The organism is Nocardia sp. NPDC003999 (assembly GCF_053604885.1).
Map to the genome: position 1 here is coordinate 41,022 of NZ_JBSGIB010000006.1, position 24,240 is coordinate 65,261.

Here is a 24,240-nt window from a genome sequence, read left to right on the forward strand (position 1 = left end):
CTTCCCAGCTTTTGCGCCATCGTTAGCCGCTCGGAGCGGCGGTGCTCAGCCGATGGTCGCGTAGGGGCGGTGGACTTTGATGGCGGAGTCCAGGACGCGGGTGACCGCGGAGCGGGGGACGCCGAGTTCGTTCGCGATGGCAGGGGTCGAGCCGCCCTGATCGGCGAGGGTCAGGATCTCTCTGACCTCCTCGATCGGGAGGTCGGACAGGTGGCGGTCGGTGATGGCTCGTGCGATCGCGGAGATTTCGTCGTCGTCGGTGTCGGCTTCCTCCGGCTCGGTGGGGAATTCGTCGTCCTCGTCGTCGTCCTCGAGGATCGGCATCGGTGCGATGGGGAGGGGCGAAAGCTCGGGGGTTTCCTCGAGGGCCAGTTGTTCGCTCTCCGCGTCGGCGGAGTGGTCGTTCTGCTCTGCGGACATCGACTTTCCGCGTTTCGCCGCGCGCGGGGCGGTGGCGTTGGGGTGCACCTGTGCGGCGGTGTCGGCGATTGCGGGGGACTGTGTGTGCATCGGTTCGGTGGAGCCGGGACGCCGGGCGGCGTCGTCTCCTCGATGCACGCGGTCGGCCGAGCGTTCGCCTCGACCGGCGGGCGGAAGTGGCGGCGTCGCGCTGTTCGTCTGAGTGGAGGGACGCGCGTCGAACTCGAGTCCGTCCAGCGAAATCTGTTGTGCACGTTGCGCGGGTTCTGGGCGCGGTTCACCGATATCGGACGCATGCGTTCGCACTCGGCTCGGCGTTCCGTGCTCGAAGTCGGCCGGTGAAGGCTGCGCTGCTTCGGGATCGGCCGACCGGGTCGAACGTCCGTCCGACTGGACTTGCGAGACATGCTGGGCGGCAGATGAATCCGGATGTGTCGGGGAAGTCGTCAACTCGCGGCCGTTGGTGGCAGACGGAACCGGGCTTCCATGGGGAGCGAGGGTGTCCGTGTGGTCTTCAGTGGCGGGGGCGGTGTGCCGGTGGACCGGAAGCGCGTGCGCGTTGATGCCTGTGGGCGTCCCGGCGGCGTGACCATTGGCGGTTGTAACAGTGTCGTGCCCGTTGACTCGAGCGTCTCCGGTCGCCGGGAACTCGGTGGTGTCATCGTCGGTGCCAGGGCGGAAGGTCTTTCCATTGACTCGCGGGTGCCGTTCAGTGCCCTCAGCGGGGGTCGGCACCGTGTGACCGTTGGTGGCCGGGCGCAAGGTATGTCCGTTGATGCGCGGGTGCCCGTTCCCGTTGATAGGTGTCCGGCCGGCCTTGCCGTCGATCGGCAGGACGTGGCCGTTCACGGACAGGTCGCCGCGGGTGTGGCCATTGACGGTGGGCTCGACGGGGTGGCCGTTCGTCGTGTGCGGGAGTGCGACACCGTTCATGCCGGTATCGGTCGCGTGGCCGTTGGCCGGGCGCTCGTCGGCGGAACCCGAGGTAGTGAAGTTCTCGCCCACTTCGCTGTGCACAGGATTCGCACCCGCGAGTGGGGCACCGTCGACGGGGTGGCCGTTGATCGGCGTATCGACCGCGTGACCGTTGGCCGTGCGAGTATCGGCGAGGCCCGAAGTGCTGAAGCCCTCGCGCACTTCGCCGTTGCCAGGGGCCGCCGCGGTGGACCCGACGCGGTCGACAGTGATGGGGTGGCCGTTGACCCGCGATCCGACCGCGTGACCATTGGTCGCCGACTTTGCGGGATCGACGCGTGCCGGGACAGGCATGACCGGTGCGGCCGAGCTGAACTCGTCGGGGCGTCCTGCGGGACGAGTGCCCGTCATTTCGGTCGGGACAGCGTGGTGGGTCGAGGCTTCACTCCCGGCGTGATGGAGGTCGGCACCGCCCCGATGATCGGTTTGCGCTCCGTGATTCGCGTCGTGGTGCGCCTCGCGGCCACCGGTCACGCCTGCATAGGTTTCCCAGGGAAATCGGCCGCTGTTCGCCGCTGCGTCGAGCGAGGGGCGACTACTCGCTTCCGCCTGCATGCCCGTGGCGAGTCGCGCATCGAGACGGATCGTTCGCGGGTCGGGATCGATCACCGGCGCGCCGTCGATCAGCACCGCGTACCGCGCGGAAACCCAGGCGTGCAACCAGATGACGACGCCGACCATCACCGGAGCGATCGCGTATTCGGCGGCGCGGCCGAGGTCGCCGGCGGCGAGATGCGGTCCCGTGTTCAGTGCGACGGTCGTGCCGAGCAGCGCCGCCTCGAAGAAGATCACCTTGCCGCGCGCCAGCTCCCGGCCCCATCGCGCCGCGGTCGTCGCCGCCACCATGATGGTGATGATCGGGATCGAGATCATCGCCTCGATGCCGTAGCTCAACCAGTACAGCGGATCGGCCATGTCGCCGCTGGGCACCAGATTGTGCTGCACGTTGACACCGGCCCACACCATGCCGAGCACGACGACGGCGATCAAGGCGCGCGACGACCACTCCGCCCGCCGGTAGAGCTGCGCCAGGCGCGCGTCCTGGCTCGACGCCCGACGCCGCGCCGCCAGTGCGCGCCGATGCCAGCGGGCGTCGGCCTCCTCCGAGCGGCGCAACGCCGCGGACGACTTCCGGTCGCGCCGTTCGGTGGCCAGTTCCGCCTCGATGGCCCGTCGCCGCTGCTCGCGCCGGCGCGCGCGAATCCATTCCGCCAGCTCGCGCTCCGCGGCGATCTCGCGTTCGGACAGCACCTCCAGCAGCGCCGGATCGAGCTGCAGGGGCAGTTTGCCGCGCGCGGTCTCGACTTGCTGTGCCAGCGCGGCAATCTCGGAACTATCGTTCGAGGATTCGTCGGGCATCGCGAGCCTTCCCAAGAGCAGGTCTCATGTCGAGTGGTGGAGACATGATCGCTCGAACATATGTGTGATCGGAGTGAGATTAAACCGACCTCTGCCCGTGGTCAATGCGATGCGCGCCCGCCTGAGGGCGACACGCCGAGCTGCCGAAATTCGCGGTTTGGCCCGAATATCCGGATGAGCGGCACTTTTATCGACGCTCTCCGCGTGTCGAAACTCAGTTCGAATGTGCGCATGGCTATCGCGCGAATTTCTCGGTTCCGGGATGCCGCCCGCCCATGGCTTGGCCGAAACCAGCGACTGTCGAGCGAAGGAGACGGGCAGCCGCCGCGGCACGGCTCGAGTTCACACGGGCGCCGCATGCATAACGAAGAAAGCGACAGCGTCGAGTCGGGTCGGATGCTGACCCGGCTGCTGCGGTCTCGGTCACGGAGCGAACTGTCAGCCGCGACAAACCGCGCGCATCTTGTAGCGAGATTCCATACCGACGCGCCCAGCGCACCCCGACTACGTCTTTCGAGCGAAGTGAGACCGAGCATGCGCCGTTCGCGGCCATAAGGGGCCGTGAACACCCAGCGCCGCATGCGCTGGAACTAATTCAGCGTGTGCCAGACGATGGCGGCGGCCAGGGCTCCCGCGCCGTTGACCGACCAGTGCAGGGCTATCGGGGCGAGCAGGCTGCCGCTGCGGTGGCGCAGCCAGGTGAACACCACGCCCGCCGCGGCCGTCGCGAGAACGGCGAGCAGGATGCCGACGATCTGGCCGGTCACGCCGCCGCCGACGAATGCGCTCAAGCCGCGATTGCCGGAGGTGAGACCGAGGGACGACGCGATGTGCCAGAGGCCGAACAGCAGGGAGCCCGCCGCGAAGACGCCGCGCGCACCGTACGCGCGGTCGAGTGTGCCGTGCAGCACGCCACGGAAGGCCAGTTCCTCGGGGATCACGGTCTGCAACGGGATGACGATCATGGAGGCGATCAACGCGCCGGAGATGGTCGCATAGCGTTCGGCCAGGAAGAACGGCCGCGTGAGCGGTAGTGCCGCCCCCATCCCGACGACCGCGAGGACCAACGCCACCGCGCCGAGCGCGTAGAGCGAACCGCGCCGCCAGTGCCGGGGCGAAAGGCCCAGTTCCGACCAGCCGAGACCACGCCTGCGGACCAGTGCGAGCAGCGCGAGCGCCGAGACCGGCACCGTCACGATGCTCGCCCACGCGGTGGTGAAATGTGCGATGAGATTGGTGCCCGCCAGGACGATCACCACCACGGCGACGTCGACGTAGGCGTGCACTTTGTGGCGTGGGCGGGTCGGTGCTGCTAGGTCCGGTTCAGACATCTCGACCGAGTCTACGGAACGAGAACACGTTCACCACGGATGCGGGCTTTATTGCCGGATCGATCACTTTTCGCCGCCGTCGGAGTCGAACGGGGCCCCCGCCGTGTGTACGGAAGGCGAGGCGGGTGTCGCGGAACCGTGTGCGAAGGCATGGCGCGGCGCTCGGCCGGGTGATCGTGTCGTGGCGACGCTGCTCGATGCGGGCGCTGACCGCGGTGTCAGCCGGCCCACCCGTGCGGGTCGGTCCAGGCCTGCAGCGTGCGGCTGGTCTCGAAACGGCGCGGCTCGTGGGTGACCGGATCGGTGAACTCGAGTGCGGCGGCCAGCAGTTGCAGCGGCCTGGTGAAGTCGTCGACCGGCTTGTCGGTGAGCACCGGGTAGAAGTCGTCGCCGAGGATGGGGACGCCGAGGCTGTTCATATGCAGGCGCAACTGGTGGGTCCGGCCGGTGTGCGGGCGCAGCCGGTAGCGGCCGAGGCCGTCGCGGTGCTCGAGCAGTTCGATCTCGGTTTCCGCGTTGGGTTCGCCCGGGACCTCCTGGGCCGCGAGCACCTGCTTCTCCTTGACGATCCGGCTGCGCACCACGCGGGGCAGCGTGAGGGCGGGATCGAACGGGGCGATCGCCTCGTACTCTTTGCGCACGGTGCGCTTGTGGAACATGGTCTGGTACGCGCCGCGGCGAGCCGGGTTGATCACGAAAAGCACCAGGCCCGCCGTGACGCGGTCGAGCCGATGCGCCGGGACCAGATCGGGGAGGTCCAGCTCTCGGCGCAGCCGCACCAGCGCGGTCTGCAGGATGTGCTGACCGCGCGGGATCGTGGCCAGGAAGTGCGGTTTGTCCACCACCAGCAGGTCGTCGTCGCGATGCACGACGGGGATGTCGAACGGCACCACCGTCTCCTCGGGCAGATCGCGATGGAACCAGACCGCGCCGCCGGGCACGAACGGTGCGTCCGGAGCGATCGGCCCGTCCAGGTCGACGATGCCGCCCGCGTGCAGCAGTTCATCGATGCGCGCCGGGGAGACCCGGGGCAGGCGCTCCACCAGATGGTCCCGGATGGTCGCCCAATGCCCCTGCTCCGGTAGTCGCAACCGGGCCGGGTCCAAGCCGTGCCGTTTCGGCAACGGCGGTTGTTGCCGCCTTCTCATCGATACCGACCCTAATAGGTACAGCCGGACGTAGTCCGTCCTCAGCCCGCGCATGGCCGGAGCGAAGGCGGAGGTACGCCTGATAGGTGCAGCCGGAGGTAGTCCGTCCTCAGCCCGCGCATGGCCGGAGCGAAGGCGGAGGTACGCCCGACCGCAGGCCTGAGGTCCGAGGTCGCGGGTTCAGTGGGCGCGGATCGCGATGCCCGGGTAATCGAGCACCAAGCCCGACTTGTCGTAGTCCAGCGTGCAGGCGAAGTCGAACTCCGGGGCGGAGTACTGGAACCGCGGTCCGTGCGAGCCGTCGGCGACGCGGACGTAGCGCTGCTCCAACCGGGCCACCGCGGCGCCGGAGGCGTAAACGTAGGCCGCGGGCGCGTCCGCGCCGTCGCCGATCTCTTGCGCGGACCGGTGCACGGGGAGCGCGTTGGTCAGCGCGGAGGACTCCAGGTCCACGTCCAGACAGCCGTCGAGCAGGGGCGCGGGCATGCCGTCCAGCAGCCAGGACCCCGCGCCGTCGGACTCCAGCACCAGCGTGTTCCAGCCGCCTGGTTTGCGCACGGCCACCTGGGCCCGGCGCGTGCGCCATTCGGTGTCCAGCGCGATCCGGTAGTCCACCACCCAGGCCGTGCCGTCCTCGACCGCTGTCGTGCAGCCGTCGATCAGCACGCCCTGCTCGGTGACCCGGAAATACGCCACCTCGAACCCCTCGCGGGCGGTGCGATGACGCCACGCGGCGGTGGGCGGCGGCGGCGCGAACTGCATCGGGTTCAGAATCCGCGCAGCCGGTCGGGCGTGATGCGCAGCACGACGGAGTACTCGGCGTAGAACTGCTCGTCGGTCAGGCCGATCGAGCGAAGGCCGTCGGCGTACTTCGTGGTGAAGGCGTCGATCTCCGTCGAACCGGGCCGTTGCTCGACCACCCGCGCCGTGCCGGTGAGTACCACCACGTCGCCGCCGGACGCGGTGCTGTTGAGGTTCAGCGCGACCCGGGGATTGCGCTGGATGTTGCGCACCTTCGGTTGGCCTGGCTTGCTGAAGATCAGGAACTCGCCGTCGCGCCACTGGAACCAGACGGGGTTGGGCTGCGGTGTTCCGGTGGGCCCGACGGTGGTCAGCCAGAGGATGGACTCGCGGTTCAGGCGTTCGGCGACTTTGGCGCCGAATTCGGTCTCGGTGTCGACGACAGGGGTGGCGGAACGATCGGATGCCGTTGCGGTCATGGCAAGGACAACACCCCGGCCGCCGTGACGATTCCGCGTCGTCGCGGCGGGAGCCACGAGACCGGTGCTCCTGTCACGGCGTAGCCCGTTCGTCCAGCACCATCAGCCGGGCTTCGACCAATGTCCTGCGGGCGCGCCGCCGGACCCGGCATATTTCGACGCTGCAATCCAGGTGCACTTGCATGGCGTGGTGCGCTTGGCCCGCGGTGAGTTCGCCGGGATCCCTGGCGCAATTCGACAGAACCGAAAACATCTCCGTGCCAAACATATTCGATCCTCCTGCGGGTGCGGCGGTTTCGCTCGCATTCGAAGTTAGCGATGCACGCGGGCTATCGGACCGGGATGCGGGTTCGTTCACGGAGGCTTCCCGAGCGCGTCGCCAGTTCGAAAACAGCGAGTTCGCAGCAGTTTTCGCACATTGACGAAATAAGTCACGAAAGACAACGGCCGGTAGGCGGGGACCGCCCAGGACGCGTGGTCTCGGCGGCGAAGCGGGCGACCCGTGCCGTGCCGGACGACCGCCTCCGTACTCGCGGGTCGATGGACCGCCCGCGAAGCTCCCTCGGCGCCGGGAGGGCAAAGATAACTTAGGCTAACCTTTCTTGCTGGGCGCTTCTGTGTGAGGATGAGGCGATTCCGGTGATGGATGCCGCGAGAGACGAGGTCAGATGACGGTAGAGGTCGCGCCGCTGCCTGCGGCGCAGACGGGGAACCGGCCGCCGAGGGCGGTGCTGAAAGAACGCAAGCAGCAGGAGGCCCAGGCGCGCAAGGAGATCCTCGCGCCCGTGCGCGGCCCGTTGACCGTCGCGAGCATCGTCATGGCCGTCGCGTCGGCGTGCGCGGTCGTGCCCTTCGTGCTGATCGTGGCGGCCTGCCGCGAACTGCTCCAGGATCAGGTGGACACCGACCGGGTGTGGCGTCAGCTGACGATCGCGGTGCTGGTCCTGGTGGTCCGCGCGCTGCTCCAGGCCGCGGCGTTGACCTGGACGCACCTGGTCGACGCCGGATATCAGCTCGCCGTGCGCCGGGCGCTGGCGGCCAAGCTGACCCGGGTGCCGCTGGGCTGGTTCGGCGAGCGGACCTCCGGCGAGGTGAAGAAGTATCTCCAGGACGATGTGGAGGCATTGCACTACCTGGTGGCGCACGCCCGCCTCGAGTTCGTCGGCGCCGTCACCGTTCCGCTGATCACGTTCGGCTATCTGCTCACCGTCGAATGGCGGCTGGCCTTGGTGCTGCTGGTGCCGGTCCTGGCGTACGCCGTGCTCTACAGCCGGATGATGGACCGGGACGGACGGGACCGCTTCGTGGTCTACACCCGCTCCGAGCAGGCCACCAAGCAAGCCGCCATCGAGTTCGTCGACGGCATTCAGGTGGTGCGCGCGTTCGGTCAGGCGGGCAAGGCGCACAGCGTCTTCCAGGACGCCGTCGAACACCAAGCCCGCAGCGTGGACCGGCTGAAGACGCCGATCATCAAGGTGCAGGCGGCCTCCGACATCGTCGTCACCCCGGTGTTCGTGATGCTGGTGGTGGTCGTCGCGGGACTGGCCGCGGTGGGCCTGGACTGGGTGGAGCCGCTGGACGTGCTGCCGTTCCTGCTGGTCGGCCTCGGCCTGGGCAGTTCATTGCTGAGTCTCGGCTATGGCGCGCAGGCGCTGCGGGCCGCCGCGGTGGCGGCGCAACGCCTGCACGACCTGCAACGGACTCCCGAATTGAGTGGCCGTGCGCCGACCTCCGCCGTGGCGGAAGCCGAATCCGCGCCCGCCGGTCTGGTCCGATTCGAAGGTGTCGACTTCGGCTATCGTTCCGGCCACGACGTGCTGCGAGGTATCGATCTCGAGCTCGCCCCCGGCACGATCACGGCCCTGGTGGGCCCGAGCGGATCGGGCAAATCGACACTGGCCAAATTGCTGCCGCGGTTCTACGACGTGGGTTCGGGCCGGATCACCATCGGCGACCGCGACATCCGTGACTTTCCGAGCGACGAGCTCTACCGCACCGTCGGGTTCGTCTTCCAGGATGTGCGGCTGATCCGCGGCAGTATCAGGGAGAACCTGCGCCTGGCCCGGCCCGACGCCGACGACGCCGCGGTCGAGCGGGCCGCCCGCGCCGCGCAGATCCACGATCGCATCATGGCGCTGCCGCGTGGTTACGACTCGGAACTCGGCATCGACGCGATGCTCTCCGGCGGCGAGGCGCAACGGCTCTCGATAGCGCGCGCCCTGCTCGCGGACACCCCGGTCCTCGTGCTCGACGAAGCGACCGCCTTCGCGGACCCGGAATCCGAAGCGGCCGTGCAGGACGCGCTGGCCGTACTGGTCGCGGGGCGCACGGTCCTGGTCATCGCGCACCGGTTGCACACCATCACCTCGGTGGATCGAATCCTGGTGCTCGAGCGGGGACGACTGGTCGAGCAGGGTGATCACGCGAGTCTCGTCACCGCGGGCGGCGCCTACCAGCGGCTATGGGAGATCAACGAGGCGGCGCTCGGCGATCTGGCGCTCGTCGACAGTGTGGAGGGTGTCCGATGATTCGCAAGGTGCTGGAGCTGGTTCCGGGCGAATTCGCCCATCTGACACCGAAACTGTTCGCCGCCATAGTCGCGCAGGCCCTCAGCCAGGCCGTGGCGTACCTGCTGCTGGTGCCGGTGCTTACGGCGCTTTTCGACGACGACCTCGGCCGCGCGTGGCTCTGGGCGCTCGGCATGTTCGCCGCCGTCGCGGGCGTGGTGGTTTTCGGCTACCTGCAGGCGGCGATCGGCCTGCGCGTCGGCATCGGCATGCAGCGCGGATTGCAGACCCGGCTCGGCGACCACCTGAACGCACTGCCGCTCGGCTGGTTCGAGACCCATGACGCCGGGCCGCTCGGGCGGGTCATGGTCGACAACGTGCGGGAGCTGCAAGGCTTGGTCGCCTATCTGCTGGCCAGGATCTTCAGCGGCGTCATCGTGCCGCTCGCGGTCGCGGTCGGCATGCTGGCGGTCGACTGGCGTATCGCGCTGGCGATGCTGCTCGCCGCGCCAGTGCTCTACCTGGTGAACCGGCTGGCCGATCGCGCGTACACCAGCGCGGACCAGCGGATGCACGCGGCGGCGGCCGAAGCCGATTCGCGCGTCATCGAATTCGCCCAGGCGCAGCCGGTGCTGCGGGCGTTCGGCGCGGTGGGATCGGGCAACCGCGCGCTCGACGCGGCGTTGGCCGGGCAGCGCTCGGCCGGATCGCGCATGGTGTTCGCCAGCGTGCCGGGCCTGATCCTGTTCGCGCTGTTCGTGCAGGCCGTGTTCCTGGTTCTGGTGTACGTCGCGGTGGCGCGGGTGACCGACGGCGCCATCTCGGCCGCCGCCGCGATCGCGCTGATCGCGGTGAGCTCGCGATTCATCGAACCGCTCAACCAAGCCGCGCAGCTGGGCACCGCGCTGCGTTCGGCGGGTGCGGCCGCGGACCGGATCAGCGAGCTGCTCGACGAACCGGTGCTCCCTGAGGCGGAAACGGCCGTCACCCCGCAAGCGCCGTCGGTGGTCTTCGACGACGTGAGTTTCGGATACCGTCCCGGTGAGCCGGTGCTGTCGGGCGTGACGTTCAGCGTGCCCGCGGGCACCACGACGGCCATCGTCGGGCCGAGCGGTGCGGGTAAGACGACATTGCTGCGGCTGGCCGCGCGGTTCTACGACGCGGATTCGGGCCGGGTCGTGGTGGGCGGGCACGACGTGCGCGATCAGCCGTCGGCGACGCTGCTGAGTCAGTTGTCGCTGGTCTTCCAGAACGTCTACCTGTTCGACCAGTCGGTCGCGGACAACATCCGGATCGGCAGGCCGGATGCCGGTGACGACGAGGTGCGTCGCGCGGCGGCCGCGGCGCGCGTCGACGAGATCGTCGACCGGCTCCCGGACGGTTTCGACACTCGGGTCGGTGAGGGCGGCGCGGCGCTGTCCGGCGGTGAGCGGCAGCGGGTCTCGATCGCCAGGGCATTGCTGAAGGACGCGCCGATCGTGCTGCTCGACGAGGTGACCAGCGCGCTCGATCCGCACAGTGAAGCGGTCGTGGTGCGCGGGATGCACGAGATCACCAAGGACAAGACGGTGATCGTGGTCGCGCACCGGCTGGCCACCATCGCCCACGCCGATCAGATCCTGTTCGTGGACGGCGGGCGGATCGTGGAGCGCGGCACGCACGCCGAACTGCTCGCGCTGAACGGCCGATACGCCGCGTTCTGGAACGAGCGATCTCGCGCGTCGGGCTGGCATCTGGAGCCGGTCGCCACCTAGCGGCTCGCACGTCGAGCCGGTCACCGTGGACGCCGAGAACAAACGGCGCCCACGGTGATCCGTTCGTGCGAGTGGTTCGGCCAGGCGCGGGCGATGACCTCGGTCCCGCCGGAAGCGGGAGCCGACGAATCGGCTGTAGTCGCCGTTTTCGATCGGGACGTTGTCGATACCGGAAACGCCGCACCGCGCGAATACGGGTGCGGCGTGGGAGCAGTGAAAGACCTACTTCCAGTAGGCCTGCGATTTGATCGCGGTCTTGGGCAGGTTGTGAATCGCCTTGAAGCTCTTCACGATCGAGCGGGTGGTGTGCCCATCGCAGGCGACCCAGGCGAAGGCGTCGGCCGGGCAGGTGAGTTCTTGGGCCGCTTCCCGCAGCAATCTGCCGTCATCGATCCGTTGCACCCAGGTCACTTGGTGGTGCGGCTTGTTGCGCAGCGGAATCGTGGTGTCGGATTCGTACTGCCATTCCAGCCAGACCCGTGCCGGGGTGTCGCCGATGGCGTCGAACAGCGAGTTGATCGCGGGCAGTGAGGCGGTGTCGCCGAAGATGAGGTATTCGCCGGGCGCGGATTCCGGCAGCTGGAAGTTCGAGCCGAGCACCGACGCGTCGAGTTCGTCACCGACCGAGGCGTTCTGCGCCCATCGGGCGGCGGGCCCGTCGTGGAGCGCGAACTCGATCGAGAAACGGTCGCCGTCCGGGTCGGGGTCGACCAGGGTGTAGCCGCGCTGTTGCAGCTTGCCGATGTCGCCGTCAGGGAACCAGCCACGGATCCACTGCGTGGGGTGTACCGGATGATCGGCGAGCAGACCGCCCGCGGAGAAGCCGAGTCGCACGTATTTGTCCGTGACGTATTCGGTCGAGGTGACGGTCAGCCGGTAGTCGTTGCCGCCCCACGCCTTGACCATCAGACCGTTCAAACCTTTGCCCATGAACTAAGGTTAGCCTAACGAAAGTCGAATGTCGCGCGGTGGGTACGCACCACGCGACATTCGACGGCGACCGTGTCCGGAGGGCCCGGGCGCGAGGGGTTTTGGGTCAGCAGGACAGCGCGAGCGCCGAAGCGAGGCTGCACTCCGCCTGGCGTGTCAGCTTCCAGTAGCCGTCGATCTGCTTCCAGGAGACGTCGTAGGTGAAGTCCGGGTAGCCCTCGGTGGTGATCAGGAGCTGGGCGTCGATCCGGTCGCCCGACGCGGAGGGGTTGATCACGTTGTAGCGCAGGCTCGGCGGGGAGACCGCCAGCAGGCCCGCGATCTTGTCCATCGTGGCGACGCCCGCATCGCCGGATTCCAGCTCCGCCGCTCGCGTGCTGCGCGCTGCGCCGGTGTTGATCGCCACGCGAAGTTTTGCGGTCAGCTCGCCGGCGCCCGGGGCCTGGGAGTGCAAGGGTGCGACCAAGGGTGCCGCGACGGCGGGCGTGACCGTCCCGACTACGCCGGCGAATGCGGCGCTGACCACGACCGCCGTAGCGGCGAGTCGGGCGAGTGTCTTGTTCGGGGTCTTGGTCATTCGTTCATCCAATCTTTCGAGGGTGTGAGTGTCACCGCTCTAGTCGGGTACGAGTGTGCAATATAAGGTAAGCCTATGCAAACATGATCCGCACGGGTTCTGGTTGTCGGCGCGGCGGCAGGCCCGCGCACCCGGCGAGAAGCCGCGGGATGTCGGAGAGAGTGGAGAACCGGTGGAAACGCTTCTGGTCATCGGAGCTGGTCCGAAAGCCCTTGCGGTGGCGACGAAAGCGCATGTGCTGCGCACGCTCGACCTTCCTGCGCCCCGGGTGATCGTCGTCGAGGCGCACGCGGTCGGCGGCAACTGGCTGCCGAGTGGCGGTTGGACCGACGGCAGGCATCGATTGGGCACCAGCCCGGAGAAGGACGTGGGCTTCCCTTACCACTCGACCTGGGCGCGCGGGCGCAATCAGGAAATCAACGCGGCCATGATGGCCTACAGCTGGACGTCCTTCCTGATCGAGCAGGGCACCTATGCGGAGTGGATCGATCGGGGCCGTCCGAACCCGGCCCATCACGTCTGGGCCAAGTACCTGCAGTGGGTGGCTCGCCGGATCGATCTCGAACTGGTCTCCGGCACAGTGCGTTCCATCGGCGCGACCGCCGACGGCTGGCGCGTCACCGCGACCGATCCCGACGGTGGTGCGATCCGGTTGGACGCGGCCGGGCTGATGATCACCGGTCCCGGTGCGAGCACCAAGGCGCTCGCCGACCATCCGCGCGTGCTGAATATCGCTCAATTCTGGGATCTGGCCGGGCGGCGCAGTCTGCCGGTCTCCTCCCGGGTCGCCGTTATCGGCGGCGGTGAGACCGCGGGCTCGGCCTTGGACGAGCTGGTGCGCCACGGCATGTTGTCCATTTCGGTGATCTCGCCGATGGCCACGATCTACACCCGCGGCGAAAGTTATTTCGAGAACTCGCTGTTCAGCGACCCGGTCAAGTGGGCGGGACTCACTGTCCAGGAGCGGCGTGACGTCATCCGCCGAACCGACCGCGGCGTCTTCTCGGTGCGGGTGCAGGAGAGCCTGCTCGGCGACAGCCGGGTGCATCACCTGCAGGGCCGTGCCGTACGGGTGGTCGATCAAGGCGACGGCGTGGCGCTGACTTTGCGCAACGAGCGGCGCGCGGACCAATCGCACACTTTCGACCTGGTCATCGATGCCACCGGCGGACAGCCGCTGTGGTTCCTGGACCTCTTCGATCAGGACGCGGCCGACCTGCTGGAACTGGCGGTCGGCGGCAGGCCGTCCCAGGAGCGGATCGAAGTGTCGATCGGCTACGACCTCGCGGTCTCCGGGATGGAGACCAAGCTGTATCTGCCCAATCTCGCCGCGGTCGCGCAGGGGCCTGGTTTTCCGAATCTCAGTTGCCTCGGCGAGCTTTCCGATCGGGTACTGCAACCGGCGACGCGACGGTCCGGTGTGCCGTTGACGGGCACCGTCGCGCGGGCCTTCGGGTGAGCGCCCCCGCCCTCGAGGTCGTGGCCAGGGGCGCGGACCGAGCCTCAGCGCCGCACCGTCGGGACGTCCGCGGGCGTGCGCGGCAGGTAGTAGAGCGTGATCCGGCGATCCGGCCGGATGTCGAAGTCGCCGAGACTGGGCACGCCGAACCGCTCGGTCATGCGCCGCACCGCGACATTGCGGTGATCCGGTTCGATCAGGATGCGACGGCAGTTCGGTTCCGCCGCGAAGATTCCGGGCAGCAGGCCGCTGACGAAGGCGAACATGATGCCGCGCCCGATCACCTCCGGGTCGGCGGTGGCGAGGTGGAAGGCCACGTCATAGGGGTCGGCGTGGTAGATCCGGGCGATCTCGTCTTTGGCGGGGCGATACAACTCCAGGTAGGCGATGTCGCGACGGCCCAGTTCCGGCCGGTCGGTGCCGGTGAAGTCGTACCCGACGATGTATGGGCGGGAATAGCTTCCGTCCAGCTGCGCGCGCAGATTCTGCCTGCGCAGTTCGACGGGCCACGGCTGTTCCCACGTCTCGATCAGATGCGGCCGGTTCATCCACTCAGTGAGCAGCTCCGCGTCCGCACCGTCCGCGTCGGCCGTCCGGATGTCGAACGGGGCGGGCAGAGCCGGTTGCGGCGGAGCGGGCACGGCCCGCAGTTCGTCGGGGATATCGGTCAGCTCGCGCGCGATGACATGAGGCGTCCGGGTGGGGTTCATCGGTCGTCGAGCTCCGTTCGGTAGTGGCTCCGCTGGATGAATGTAAGGTTATCCTATGCTAACCTCGCGTGGTCGGCGAGGCCCGGTCGTTCGGAAAGGACGGCGCGCGGGCGCCCACACCGCGTGATGTGTAGGAGCTGTTGGATGTCGAGAAAACCCGGGTGGATTCGGAAGTTTCACAAACCCGTCACGGAAACGCTGCCGCCCCTGGTGCTGTTTCCCCATGCCGGCAGTGGCGCCTCCACCTATCGCGCCATGTCCAAGCGGCTCAGTGCCGATTTCGACGTCGTGCTCGTGCAATATCCGGGACGCCAGGACCGAGCCGCCGAACCCATGCCGGACAGTCTCGTCGAACTCGCGGCGGGTGCCCTTGCGGAATTCCTCGAATCGCCTTATCACCGGGGCATTCCCATCACGGTGTTCGGCCACAGCGTCGGCGCGATGGTGGCCTTCGAATTCGTCCGTCAGGCCGAGTCCGCCGGTGTGCCGGTAGCGCTGCTCGGCGCCTCCAGCGCGGTGGCGCCGGCATTGGTGGCCGACAGCGAGCCGCTGCCGACCGAGGAGGAGGCGCTGCTCGACCGGCTCGTCGCGCTGAACGGAACGGGCGCGGACGTTTTGGCCGATCGCGACATCATGCGAATGACGTTGCCCGTCCTGCAGGCCGACTATCGCGCGTTCGACGCCTACACGTGCGACCCGGACGTGCGGATCGGCGCGCGGATCGAGGTGATCGGCGGCGCCGACGACGACTTCGTCACCGTCGCCGAACTGCGTCCCTGGATCGCGCACAGCACTCGGGGCGGCTCGGTCACGCTCTTCGACGGCGGGCACTTCTATTTGTACGACCACATCGACGGCGTCGCGGAATTGCTTGCCTCCGCCGCCGCTGACGCAGGACAGTCCGCTCTTTCCAGTTAGGTTCACCATGTCAGGATCGGCTTCGGGGGACGAAGACCATATCGTCGTCGTCGGAATCGGGGTCGAGGCCCCCGGCGGAATAAACAGTCCACGCGAATTCTGGACGGCGCTGGCCGAATCCAGGGAACTCATCGGCCCATTGCCACGGGATCGGGAGTGGCCGATCGAACAGTTGCTCACCCTCGGTCGCAACGAGGGCTGGAGCGACGTACGCGACGCGGGCGGATTTCTCTCCGAAGCAACGGAATTCGATGCGGCCTTTTTCGGGATAACGCCGCGCGAAGCCGTCGCGATGGATCCGCAGCAGCGGGTGGCGATGCGCGTCGCATGGCGGGCGGTCGAGGATGCCGGGTTCAATCCCGGCGCCGTCGACGGCGCCGAAGCGGGGTGCTGGATGGGCGTCACGCCGCTGGAGTACGGCCCGCGCATGGCGAGCGTCAGCGAGCACAGCGGTTATCGAATGACCGGCACCACCCTCGGCGCGGTATCCGGCCGTATCTCGCACAGTCTGGGTCTGATCGGGCCTTCGATCAGTGTGGACACCTCCTGCGCGGCAGGCTTGACCGCCCTCCACCAAGCCGCGGCGGCCGTCCGCGCGGGCGAGTGCGACTGGGCCCTGGCAGGTGGCGTGTGCGTGATGGGCTCACCCGGCATGTTCGTCGAGTTCGCGAAGAACAACGCGCTTTCGACCGACGGCCACTGCCGCGCGTATTCCGCGGGCACCACCGGGACCCTGTGGGGCGAGGGCGCGGGAGTGGTGGTGCTGGAGCGCGAGTCGCGAGCGCGCCGGCTCGGTCATCGGATCTACGCTCGGCTGCTCGGCTCCCGGGTCAACCACAACGGCAAGAGCGGCCCGTTGGCCGTGCCCAGCGCCGACGCGCAGGAGCGGCTGATTCGCGCCGCGCTCCGCGCGGCCCGCGTCGACCCGGAGCAGATCGGGCTGGTCGAGGGGCACGGCACCGGCACGGCGGTGGGCGATCCCATCGAACTGTCCGCTCTCATCCGGACGTACGGCGCGCCGGAGCGTGTCCGGGGCGCGCTGCTGGGATCGGTCAAGTCGAATATCGGTCACACGCAGGCGGCGGCGGGCATGCTCGGCCTGATCAAGATGCTGCTGTGCGGCGCGCACGGGCACGTCGCGCCGAGTCTCTGGGCAGAACACCCGACCGAGGCGGTCGACTGGGAAGCCACCAGTCTGCGGCTGGCCACGAAATTCGTTCCGTGGGAGCCGATCGACGGCATTCGCTACGGAGCGGTGTCGGCATTCGGAGTCGCGGGGACCAACGCGCACGCGGTCGTCGGGATGCCCGTCCTGGAGGAGGACAGCGTTGTCTGAGTATCTGCTGCCGGACGGCGCCGTCCCCGTCCTGCTCTCCTCGGACAGCGCCGAAGGCTTGCGTGCGGAGGCCGCGGCGATACTGGCCTACGTGCGGGACCACCCTCGGGTGGACCCGGATCGACTGGCGAGCCAGCTCTTCCGCACCAGGATCGCCCGCAGGTATCGCGCCCTGGCCATGGTCGTCACGCGCCAGGAGTTGACGGATGCGTTGCGGTCGATCGCGGCGGGTTCCGCGCACCCGGCGGTGGTGACGTCCGGCGGCGCCGTCGCGGCACGTCGCGTCGGCTTCGTCTTTCCGGGACAAGGCAGCCAGCACGCGGGTATGGGCAAGCCGTACTACGACTTCTCCCCGGCCTACCGGGCCGCCGTCGACGAGTGCGCGGCGGTGCACGAGGAGCGGTACGGCCATGCACGGCCGGTGCACTATCTGCTCGGTGCCTGCGCCGAGTTCGGCGAGACACTGTGGGAAGTGCAACCGGCCAGAATGTTCCACCTGATCGGCTTGGCCGCCATGTGGCAGGCGGCGGGCGTGCGCCCCACCGCGACCATCGGTCACAGCCAGGGTGAACTCGCGGCCTGCGTGGTTGCCGGTGTGCTGACGCTGCGCGATGCCGTGTCGATCGTCACGCACCGGGCCCAGCTTCTGGAGCGCGATCTTTCGGACGGCTACGCGGTGGCCGTGCTCGGCGCGGGGCGCGACGAATGCGAGGCGCTGCTGGCCCGCAATTCGGGCTGGGCGGAGGTCTCTTTGGTCAACTCACCCGAGTTGACCGGTGTCTCCGGTGACGAGGCCGCGATCGCGGAGCTGGTGGCGACCGCCACCGCGAAAGGCCTGTTCGCCAAGCAGATCCAGATGTCGTTTCCGTCGCACACCTCCGCGATGACGCGATTGCGCGACGAATTCCAATCGTCGCTGGGCGAATTGAGCAGCAAGACCTTCACGCTCGGCGACGTCACCTGTTACGGCGGGACGCTCGGCGCGGCGATCACTCCCGAGTTGACCCACCACGACTACTGGTACTGGAACCTGCGCAACCGGGTGCGCTTCGATCGCGCCGTGGCGGCGGCGACCGCGGACGTGGACACCTTCGTCGAGATCGCCGAGCACCCGACATTGCAGCCCGCGCTGCGGGAGAATCTGTCCCCGGTCGCGCGCGATGCCCGCGACTTCCGGGTCGTGGGGACATCGCTGCGCACCGCGAACGGGTTGGGTGAATTCACCCGCAATCTTGCCGAAGTCGGGGTGCACGATTTGCATTACGACTGGCAGGCGCTCCGCGCGGGCTCCGACGACCGCACTCCGGCGCTGCCGCTGCGTGACTTTCCCGCCACGGTGATGAACTCCAAGAGGCTGTGGGCGCCGTATCAATCGGATGCCGAGACGCCGATCCCGGTCGCCGTGCCCCCCTCGCGGTTGCGCGAGGAGTGGACCAGGTTGTCCCGGTTCGAGCTGGCCGCGCCGCGCACCGTACTGCTCGCCGAGCACGACGGCGCGGACGACCTGGCAGCGGCGCTGTGCGCGCGGGCCGCGCGCCACGGTGCCGCGATCGCCGACACCGCGACCGAGGCCGACACCATGGTGCTGCTGCTTCCGTCGAATACGGCCACGGACGAGCAAGGCGCGGTGGCCGAACTCGCCGAGTTCGCCCGAGCCGCAGAAAGTTTGACCACGGAAGTCTCCGGTGTCACGGAATGCTGGCTGGTGACAACCGGTGCTGAGGCGGTGTCCCCGGACGATGCGCCTTCCCTGGGTCATTCGGCGGTCAGTGCCGCGTACCGCAGTCTCGGCCTCGACCATCTCGGCATCGCGTTCCGGCACCTGGACTTGCCCCCGGATGCCGCCGAGCAGGATCCGACGGTGCTGGCGGACAAGATCCTCGAGGCCGTTCACGTGCCGGGCGAGCCGGAACTCGCGCTGCGGGGCGGCAAATTGCACGCCAAGCGTCTCGTTCGCGCCGAGTTGCTGGGCACTTCGGCGCCCCCGGATCTACGCGAGGTCCTCATTCTCGGTGGCACGGGGTACGTCGGCCTGGAATTCTGCGCGCAGCTCGCCCGCGATGGCGCACGGCGCGTCACCCTGGTGAATCGCACCGGGGAGACGAGCGTGCTCGCCGAGCGGCTGCGCGCGATCCGGGCCTCGGGTTCCACCGAAATCGACGTCGTGGCCTGTGACATCACCGACGCCGACGCGGTCGCCGAGCTGGCGGGGCGCTTCGCCGAGCGCCCCGTGAGCGTGGTCGTGCACGCCGCGGTCCAGTACGCATGGGCGCGGTTCGAACCGGAGGCGGTAACCGAGGCGGCCGCCGCGAAGGTGCTCGGGCTCGGCGAGGTGCTGCGCGCGGTGCCGCAGACCGCCGACTGCGCCGTGCTGTTGTGCTCCTCGTTCGTGGCCACCCTCGGCGGGCGTGGTCAGGCACTGTACGCGGGCACGAATCGCATGCTCGACAGCCTCGCCGTGCGACTGCGGGCGCAGGGCAGGGATTGTGTGTCGGTGCAATGGGGGCTGTGGGGTCTGCCCGGCGCGGAGCACGCCGACGTGGAAGCCAGGATCCTCGGCGCTGGTCTACGACCCATGCCCGCCGCGCCCGCCATCGCGGCGGGTTTCGCCGACCGTACCGGGAACAGCGCGGTGCTGTCGGCGGACTGGGAGCGCTTGCGGGATACGGCCGAGATCGTCGGCTTGGCGAGGGTTTTCCCGCCCGCATCGGCGGTCCCGGAGTCCGCGGCCGCGCCGTCCGAGCCGTCCGCACCGAAGTCGGCCGCCGTCGAGCCGGAAGCCGATGCCACGCGGAGCGTCGCGGAGATCATCCGGCGCGAACTGGGGCAGGTGATGCTTCTCGACGGCCCCGACCACATCGACGGCTCCGTCCCGCTGGTCGCGCTCGGGTTCGATTCGTTGCAGGCGGTGGATCTGCGCGCGCGGCTGAAGACGATGTTGCGCCGCGAGTTGCCGGTCGCGGCGATCCTCGGCGGCGCGTCCCTGGAGGACGTCGTTCTGCTCATGTCCGAGAACCGAGGCTGATGATGCCCGAGAACACAGGCTCAGGAGGCCGCTCGATGCCGGAGAACACGCAGGCGACCATGCCGGAGATCGAGGACGTACTGGCGTTGAGCCCGTTGCAGGAGGGGTTGTTCTCGCTGGCCAGGCTGGCCGGCGAGGGCGATCTGTACGCACTGCAGTTCGTGTACGAGATCGCCGGTCCCGTCGATGTGGCATTGCTGCGTCGCAGCGTCGCGGCCATCCTGCGGCGGCATCCGAATCTGCGCGCGTCGTTCTGGGACCGCGACCTGCCGCGGCCGGTGCAGATCGTCCCCGCCGCTGCCGAGTTGCCCTGGGCCGAACGCGAAGTCGACCCGGGCGACCTCGACGCCGTCATCACGGCCGAGACGCGGTCGCCGTTCGACCTGACCCGCGGCCCGCTGCTGCGCGTGCTGCTGCTGAGATTGCCGGACGGCACTCGGCGCCTGGTGCTGACCGCGCACCACATCCTGCTGGACGGCTGGTCGCTCGGCGTGTTCTTCCGGGAACTGTTCGCCCTGTACCAGGCGGGCGGCGCGGCGGAGGCGCTGCCCGTGCCCCGACCCTACCGGGACTACATCGGCTGGCTGTCGGCCCGCGACAGCGATACCGCGTTGCGTTCCTGGCGCGAATACCTCGGCGATCTCGATCCGCTGATCCTCGCCGACCGTGGCGATCCGGCGGTCAACACGATCGTGCCCAGCATCGACACGGTCACCTTGGACGCGGCTGACACCAGCCGGTTGACGGCGTGGGCACGGTCGAACGGCCTGACGATGAACACCGTCGTGCAGTACGCCTGGGCCGTTGTCCTCGGCAGTTTGACCGACCGGCGTGACGTGGTCTTCGGCAGCACCGTCTCGGGGCGGCCCGACGAGTTGTCCGGGGTCGAGACCATGATCGGGCTGTTCATCAACACCGTCCCCGTCCGGGTGGCGGTCGGGGCCGAGAACGTGGTGCGGGACTGCAGGCGAATGCAGCGCGAGTCGGCTCCGATGCGTGATCTCGCCTACGTCAGCCTGTCGGCGATCCAGCGGTCGGTAGGCTCCGGCACGCTTTTCGACACCCTGTTCGTGTTCGAGAACGCGCCGATGTCCGACATCCTGCGCCCCATCGACATGGCGGACGGCGTTCGGGTGCGGCCGATGACCTCGCAGAGTTTGACGCACTATCCGCTCGCGGTGACCTCGTTCCTGTACGAAGGGCAGCTGGTGCTGACGGTCGAGGCGGTGCAGGCGGCACTGCGCGGCCTGTCCGGACCCGGCATAGGGGCGCGGTTGCTCTCGGTGCTGCGGCAACTGCCCGCGATCGGCGAGCGTGGGCCCGACGCGCTCGATGTCCTGCTGCCGGGCGAGACCGCGCCGCCACCGGCGCCGATCGCCGCCGACGTGCGCGGTGTGACCGTGTGGGAGCTGTTCGCGCGCCAGGTCGCCGCCACGCCGGACGCGCTCGCCCTCAGCACCGAAAACGATCGCTACACCTATCGCGAACTCTTCGATGCCGCAGGGCGATTGGCGAGCGCGCTGGTCGCACACGGGGCCGGTCCGGAAGAGGTCGTCGCCTTGGCGCTGCCGCGTTCGGCGCAGTCGATCGTGGCGATTCTCGCCGTGCTGGCGACCGGTGCGGCGTATGTGCCCGTGGATGTCACGCTGCCCGCGGCCCGTATCGAATCGATCGTGCGCCGGTCCCGTCCGCGCTCGATCCTGGTCGACGGCTCGGGACTGTCCGCGCTCGACGAAATCGCCGAGCGCCCGGAAGTGCTGGTAGTGAACGGACTCTCCGACGGGCTTCCGGTGCTCGCGCCCGCGCCCGGCCACCCCGGCCAGGCCGCCTATCTGATCTTCACCTCCGGCTCCACCGGCGAACCGAAAGGCGTCGTCGGCACCCATGCCGCGCTGGCCGCGTACTTCGCCGACCACCGCGACCGGGTGTACCGGCCCGCGGTGGCGCGGCTCGGGCGGCCGTTGCGGATCGCGCACGCCTGGTCGCTCAGCTTCGACGCCTCCTGGCAGCCGCTGATCGGACTGCTCGACGGACATGCAATCCACCTGTTCGACGCCGAGGAGATGCGCGACGCGCGACGCCTGGTCGACGGCATCGTCCGGCACGGACTGGACATGATCGACACGACCCCGTCGATGTTCACGCAGCTGGCAGCGGCCGGACTGGTCGAGGCGGGCGTCACGCCGCTGTCCGTGCTGGCGCTCGGCGGCGAGGCCATCGGTGTGCCGCTGTGGAAACAGTTGTGCGCCCTGCCCGGCACCGCCGTGCACAACTGCTACGGCCCCACCGAGACGACGGTGGAGGCGGTGGTCGCGGCGGTGCGCGATGGCGATGCCGAACCGGCTATCGGGGCGCCGGTCACCGGAATGACCGGCTACGTGCTGGATTCGCGGCTGCGCCAGGTGCCGATCGGCGTCGTGGGCGAGTTGTACCTCTCCGGCGCTCAGGTGGCGCGTGGTTACGTCGGTATGCCGGGAACCACCGTGGGCCGATTCGTCGCCGATCCACACCGTGCCGGTGAAAGGATGTATCGCACGGGCGATCTCGTGCGCCGCTTGCCCTCGGGTGATCTCGCCTACGTCGGCCGGGCGGACGATCAGGTGAAGATTCGCGGCTACCGGATCGAGATCGGCGATATCGAGACAGCTCTGCTCGCCTTGCCCGGGGTGCGGGCCGCGGCGGTCGTCGTGGTGCGCCGTACGGGTGGTCCGAGCCTGGCGGCGTTCGCGGTGGGCGACGGTCTCGACGCGGTGCGGCTGCGCGCCGCGCTGGCCGATCGGCTGCCCGGCTACATGGTGCCGAACCGGATCGTGGTCGTCGATCGGCTGCCGGTGACCAGCAACGGAAAACTCGATGCGAAACGGCTCGCGATGCTCGCCGAGGACCGGGCCGCCGGGCCGGGAGCGGAGACGGCGCGCACCGGCACCGAGCACCGTCTGTGCGCCGCGATCGCCGAACTGTCCGGCGGTCCGGTCCCGAGCATCGATGACGACCTGATCGGCCTCGGCATGGACAGCATCGTGGCGATCTCCCTGGTGAACCGGCTGCGGCGGGACGGCCTCTCGATCAGCCCGAAGGCGGTCCTCGGCGCCGCCACGATCCGGGAACTCGCCGCGCGGATCGACGCGGAAGCCGGTCGCGAACGCGCGACGAGTTCGGAGGGCTACGGGCCGGTCGGCCCGACCCCGATCGTGTCGTGGATGCACGAGTACGGGGGCTACCGCAGACTCACGCTCAGCAATCTGCTCGAGTTGCCCGACGGCGTCGACCAGGGCGGCCTGACGGCGGTGCTGCAGGCGTTGCTCGACGGACACGACATGCTGCGGGCCCGCTTCGTCACCACACCCGAGGGATACGACCTGCACACGCGCGGCCCGGGCAGCGTCCGAGCGCAGGACATCCTGTCCCGGGTCGAGGAAGGCGACGACTTCTACGCGACGCTGGCCGCACACGGCCGTGCGGCCACCGACGAGATCGACCCGTCCACCGGAGATCTGGTGCGCGCGGTGTGGTTCACCAGGTCCGGCGCTCCGGATGTGCTGCTGCTCACCATCCACCACCTGGCCGTCGACCCGGTCTCCTGGTACGTCATCTCCGCCGACCTCGCCGCGTATTGGGCCGAGGTGCTCGCGGGACGGACGCCTGTCCCGGCGGTCGAGCACACCGGCTACCGGCAGTGGGCCCGGCTGCTGCGCGAACGCGCGGGCGCCGAGGCGGTCACGGCTCAGCGCGCCTACTGGACGCGCCAGGTCACCGCGCCGGACCCGGTGCTGGGCGCGCGGCTGCCCGATCCCAGGGCCGACACCTGGGCTTCCTACCGGGTCCATCCCGTGCCCACCCCGGCCGAGACGAGCGCGGCCATCCTGAACAGTCTCGGCGGCGGCGCGGCGGGAGTCCGCGAGTTCCTGCTCGCCGCTTTGACGATGACGCTGGCGAGCTGGCGTCTGGAACGCGGTCAGGACCCCACGGCGGGCGCGTATCTGGCGCTGGAAGGACACGGCAGAGAGGACGCGGTGCTCGGCGCCGACGTCGACAGCGCGCACACCGTGGGCTGGTTCACCAGCATCGTGCCCGCCCGGCTCGGAGCGGGCGCCGAGAGCGTGGATGTGGCCACCGCGCTGACCGATCCGGTTCGCGCCGCCGCACTGCTCGAACACGTCGCGGCACACCTGGCCGAACAGCCGAACGGCGGCGTGGACTTCGGCGTGCTGCGTTACCTCACGCGAACCCCCGAACTGGTCGATGCGCCGCAGCCGCAGGTGCTCTTCGACTACCTGGGCCGGTTCGACCTGGCCGGTGCGGGACGGCCGTGGGCGCCGATCCCGGATCTGGCGTTGCACGAGTGCCTTCCGCTCGTGGCGGAGCCCGACTTCCCGCTGCGCTACGCGCTCGACGTCGTCTCGGCGGTGCGGACCACCACCGAGGGGCCCCAGCTCGTCACCATGCTGCGCTGGAGCGAGGCGGTGTTCACCGTCGCGGACGTCGACCGGCTCGCCGAGCTGTGGCACGACGCCGTCGTGGCCCTCGCGCGCGCGATCTCCGTGGTGACCGTCGGCGCCGACTGACCGCGA

16 protein-coding genes are annotated in these 24,240 nt (G+C 69.0%); 7 read left to right on the forward strand and 9 right to left on the reverse strand.

Annotated features, from left to right (window positions below; translation table 11 throughout):
* Nucleotides 1–45 precede the first annotated feature (45 nt).
* From ACWESM_RS15090 to ACWESM_RS15115, 6 genes are all read right to left on the reverse strand, one after another.
* Nucleotides 46–2,754 carry a hypothetical protein gene (locus ACWESM_RS15090; protein ID WP_452492209.1) on the reverse strand — a complete coding sequence of 903 codons (2,709 nt, stop codon included), beginning with the start codon at nucleotides 2,752–2,754 and terminating at the stop codon, nucleotides 46–48.
* 590 nt (nucleotides 2,755–3,344) lie between these two features.
* The gene (locus ACWESM_RS15095) at nucleotides 3,345–4,085 is read right to left on the reverse strand and encodes a CPBP family intramembrane glutamic endopeptidase (protein ID WP_364430690.1); all 741 of its coding nucleotides are present in this window, start codon (nucleotides 4,083–4,085) and stop codon (nucleotides 3,345–3,347) included.
* Nucleotides 4,086–4,303: 218 nt separating this feature from the next.
* Nucleotides 4,304–5,233, reverse strand: coding sequence for an RluA family pseudouridine synthase (locus ACWESM_RS15100; RefSeq protein WP_452492211.1), 930 nt, complete (start codon nucleotides 5,231–5,233; stop codon nucleotides 4,304–4,306).
* A gap of 180 nt (nucleotides 5,234–5,413) precedes the next feature.
* A complete protein-coding gene (locus ACWESM_RS15105; RefSeq protein WP_364430696.1) occupies nucleotides 5,414–5,995 on the reverse strand; it encodes a putative glycolipid-binding domain-containing protein in 582 nt (193 codons plus the stop codon).
* A gap of 5 nt (nucleotides 5,996–6,000) precedes the next feature.
* Entirely contained in the window at nucleotides 6,001–6,453 is a 453-nt protein-coding gene (locus ACWESM_RS15110; RefSeq protein ID WP_364430699.1) for a TIGR03667 family PPOX class F420-dependent oxidoreductase, read from the reverse strand.
* 73 nt (nucleotides 6,454–6,526) lie between these two features.
* On the reverse strand, nucleotides 6,527–6,721 hold the full coding sequence (locus ACWESM_RS15115) for a hypothetical protein (RefSeq protein ID WP_397277023.1): 195 nt from the start codon (nucleotides 6,719–6,721) through the stop codon (nucleotides 6,527–6,529).
* A gap of 400 nt (nucleotides 6,722–7,121) precedes the next feature.
* Between ACWESM_RS15115 and ACWESM_RS15120 the strand changes: the two genes are divergently transcribed.
* Together ACWESM_RS15120 and ACWESM_RS15125 are read left to right on the forward strand one after the other, a co-directional pair.
* On the forward strand, nucleotides 7,122–8,981 hold the full coding sequence (locus ACWESM_RS15120) for an ABC transporter ATP-binding protein (RefSeq protein WP_452492214.1): 1,860 nt from the start codon (nucleotides 7,122–7,124) through the stop codon (nucleotides 8,979–8,981).
* Complete coding sequence (locus ACWESM_RS15125) at nucleotides 8,978–10,714, forward strand: ABC transporter ATP-binding protein (RefSeq protein ID WP_356964841.1); 1,737 nt, start codon at nucleotides 8,978–8,980, stop codon at nucleotides 10,712–10,714. The genes ACWESM_RS15120 and ACWESM_RS15125 overlap by 4 nt, the downstream gene beginning before the upstream one ends.
* A gap of 222 nt (nucleotides 10,715–10,936) precedes the next feature.
* Here ACWESM_RS15125 and ACWESM_RS15130 read toward each other — a convergent pair whose 3' ends face one another.
* Both ACWESM_RS15130 and ACWESM_RS15135 read right to left on the reverse strand, forming a co-directional pair.
* Nucleotides 10,937–11,644, reverse strand: coding sequence for a siderophore-interacting protein (locus tag ACWESM_RS15130; protein ID WP_452492216.1), 708 nt, complete (start codon nucleotides 11,642–11,644; stop codon nucleotides 10,937–10,939).
* Between the two features lie 106 nt (nucleotides 11,645–11,750).
* Complete coding sequence (locus ACWESM_RS15135; protein WP_364430710.1) at nucleotides 11,751–12,221, reverse strand: hypothetical protein; 471 nt, start codon at nucleotides 12,219–12,221, stop codon at nucleotides 11,751–11,753.
* Nucleotides 12,222–12,393: 172 nt separating this feature from the next.
* Between ACWESM_RS15135 and ACWESM_RS15140 the strand changes: the two genes are divergently transcribed.
* On the forward strand, nucleotides 12,394–13,680 hold the full coding sequence (locus ACWESM_RS15140) for a SidA/IucD/PvdA family monooxygenase (protein ID WP_355076067.1): 1,287 nt from the start codon (nucleotides 12,394–12,396) through the stop codon (nucleotides 13,678–13,680).
* A gap of 44 nt (nucleotides 13,681–13,724) precedes the next feature.
* On the opposite strand, the gene ACWESM_RS15145 is transcribed toward ACWESM_RS15140, so the two are convergent.
* Nucleotides 13,725–14,390: a GNAT family N-acetyltransferase gene (locus ACWESM_RS15145; RefSeq protein ID WP_355076069.1), complete on the reverse strand. Its 666-nt coding sequence runs from the start codon at nucleotides 14,388–14,390 to the stop codon at nucleotides 13,725–13,727.
* A gap of 144 nt (nucleotides 14,391–14,534) precedes the next feature.
* Between ACWESM_RS15145 and ACWESM_RS15150 the strand changes: the two genes are divergently transcribed.
* The 4 genes from ACWESM_RS15150 to ACWESM_RS15165 are packed head-to-tail and all read left to right on the forward strand — an operon-like array spanning nucleotide 14,535 to nucleotide 24,234.
* On the forward strand, nucleotides 14,535–15,308 hold the full coding sequence (locus tag ACWESM_RS15150; RefSeq protein WP_452492219.1) for a thioesterase II family protein: 774 nt from the start codon (nucleotides 14,535–14,537) through the stop codon (nucleotides 15,306–15,308).
* A gap of 7 nt (nucleotides 15,309–15,315) precedes the next feature.
* A complete protein-coding gene (locus ACWESM_RS15155) occupies nucleotides 15,316–16,644 on the forward strand; it encodes a beta-ketoacyl [acyl carrier protein] synthase domain-containing protein (protein ID WP_452492221.1) in 1,329 nt (442 codons plus the stop codon).
* The gene (gene nbtC, locus ACWESM_RS15160) at nucleotides 16,637–19,669 is read left to right on the forward strand and encodes a nocobactin polyketide synthase NbtC (protein WP_452492223.1); all 3,033 of its coding nucleotides are present in this window, start codon (nucleotides 16,637–16,639) and stop codon (nucleotides 19,667–19,669) included. The genes ACWESM_RS15155 and nbtC overlap by 8 nt, the downstream gene beginning before the upstream one ends.
* Nucleotides 19,670–19,704: 35 nt before the next feature.
* Nucleotides 19,705–24,234, forward strand: a complete 4,530-nt coding sequence (locus ACWESM_RS15165; protein WP_452492225.1) for an amino acid adenylation domain-containing protein — start codon at nucleotides 19,705–19,707, stop codon at nucleotides 24,232–24,234.
* The last annotated feature ends 6 nt before the right edge of the window (nucleotides 24,235–24,240 follow it).

Excerpts from the sequence above, each read along its gene's own strand:
- ACWESM_RS15090 (WP_452492209.1), bottom strand. The coding sequence starts at position 2,754 with ATGCCCGACGAATCCTCGAACGATAGTTCCGAGATTGCCGCGCTGGCA.
- ACWESM_RS15095 (WP_364430690.1), bottom strand. The coding sequence starts at position 4,085 with ATGTCTGAACCGGACCTAGCAGCACCGACCCGCCCACGCCACAAAGTG.
- ACWESM_RS15100 (WP_452492211.1), bottom strand. The coding sequence starts at position 5,233 with ATGAGAAGGCGGCAACAACCGCCGTTGCCGAAACGGCACGGCTTGGAC.
- ACWESM_RS15105 (WP_364430696.1), bottom strand. The coding sequence starts at position 5,995 with ATGCAGTTCGCGCCGCCGCCGCCCACCGCCGCGTGGCGTCATCGCACC.
- ACWESM_RS15110 (WP_364430699.1), bottom strand. The coding sequence starts at position 6,453 with ATGACCGCAACGGCATCCGATCGTTCCGCCACCCCTGTCGTCGACACC.
- ACWESM_RS15115 (WP_397277023.1), bottom strand. The coding sequence starts at position 6,721 with ATGTTTGGCACGGAGATGTTTTCGGTTCTGTCGAATTGCGCCAGGGAT.
- ACWESM_RS15120 (WP_452492214.1), top strand. The coding sequence starts at position 7,122 with ATGACGGTAGAGGTCGCGCCGCTGCCTGCGGCGCAGACGGGGAACCGG.
- ACWESM_RS15125 (WP_356964841.1), top strand. The coding sequence starts at position 8,978 with ATGATTCGCAAGGTGCTGGAGCTGGTTCCGGGCGAATTCGCCCATCTG.
- ACWESM_RS15130 (WP_452492216.1), bottom strand. The coding sequence starts at position 11,644 with ATGGGCAAAGGTTTGAACGGTCTGATGGTCAAGGCGTGGGGCGGCAAC.
- ACWESM_RS15135 (WP_364430710.1), bottom strand. The coding sequence starts at position 12,221 with ATGACCAAGACCCCGAACAAGACACTCGCCCGACTCGCCGCTACGGCG.
- ACWESM_RS15145 (WP_355076069.1), bottom strand. The coding sequence starts at position 14,390 with ATGAACCCCACCCGGACGCCTCATGTCATCGCGCGCGAGCTGACCGAT.
- ACWESM_RS15150 (WP_452492219.1), top strand. The coding sequence starts at position 14,535 with ATGTCGAGAAAACCCGGGTGGATTCGGAAGTTTCACAAACCCGTCACG.
- ACWESM_RS15155 (WP_452492221.1), top strand. The coding sequence starts at position 15,316 with ATGTCAGGATCGGCTTCGGGGGACGAAGACCATATCGTCGTCGTCGGA.
- ACWESM_RS15165 (WP_452492225.1), top strand. The coding sequence starts at position 19,705 with ATGCCGGAGAACACGCAGGCGACCATGCCGGAGATCGAGGACGTACTG.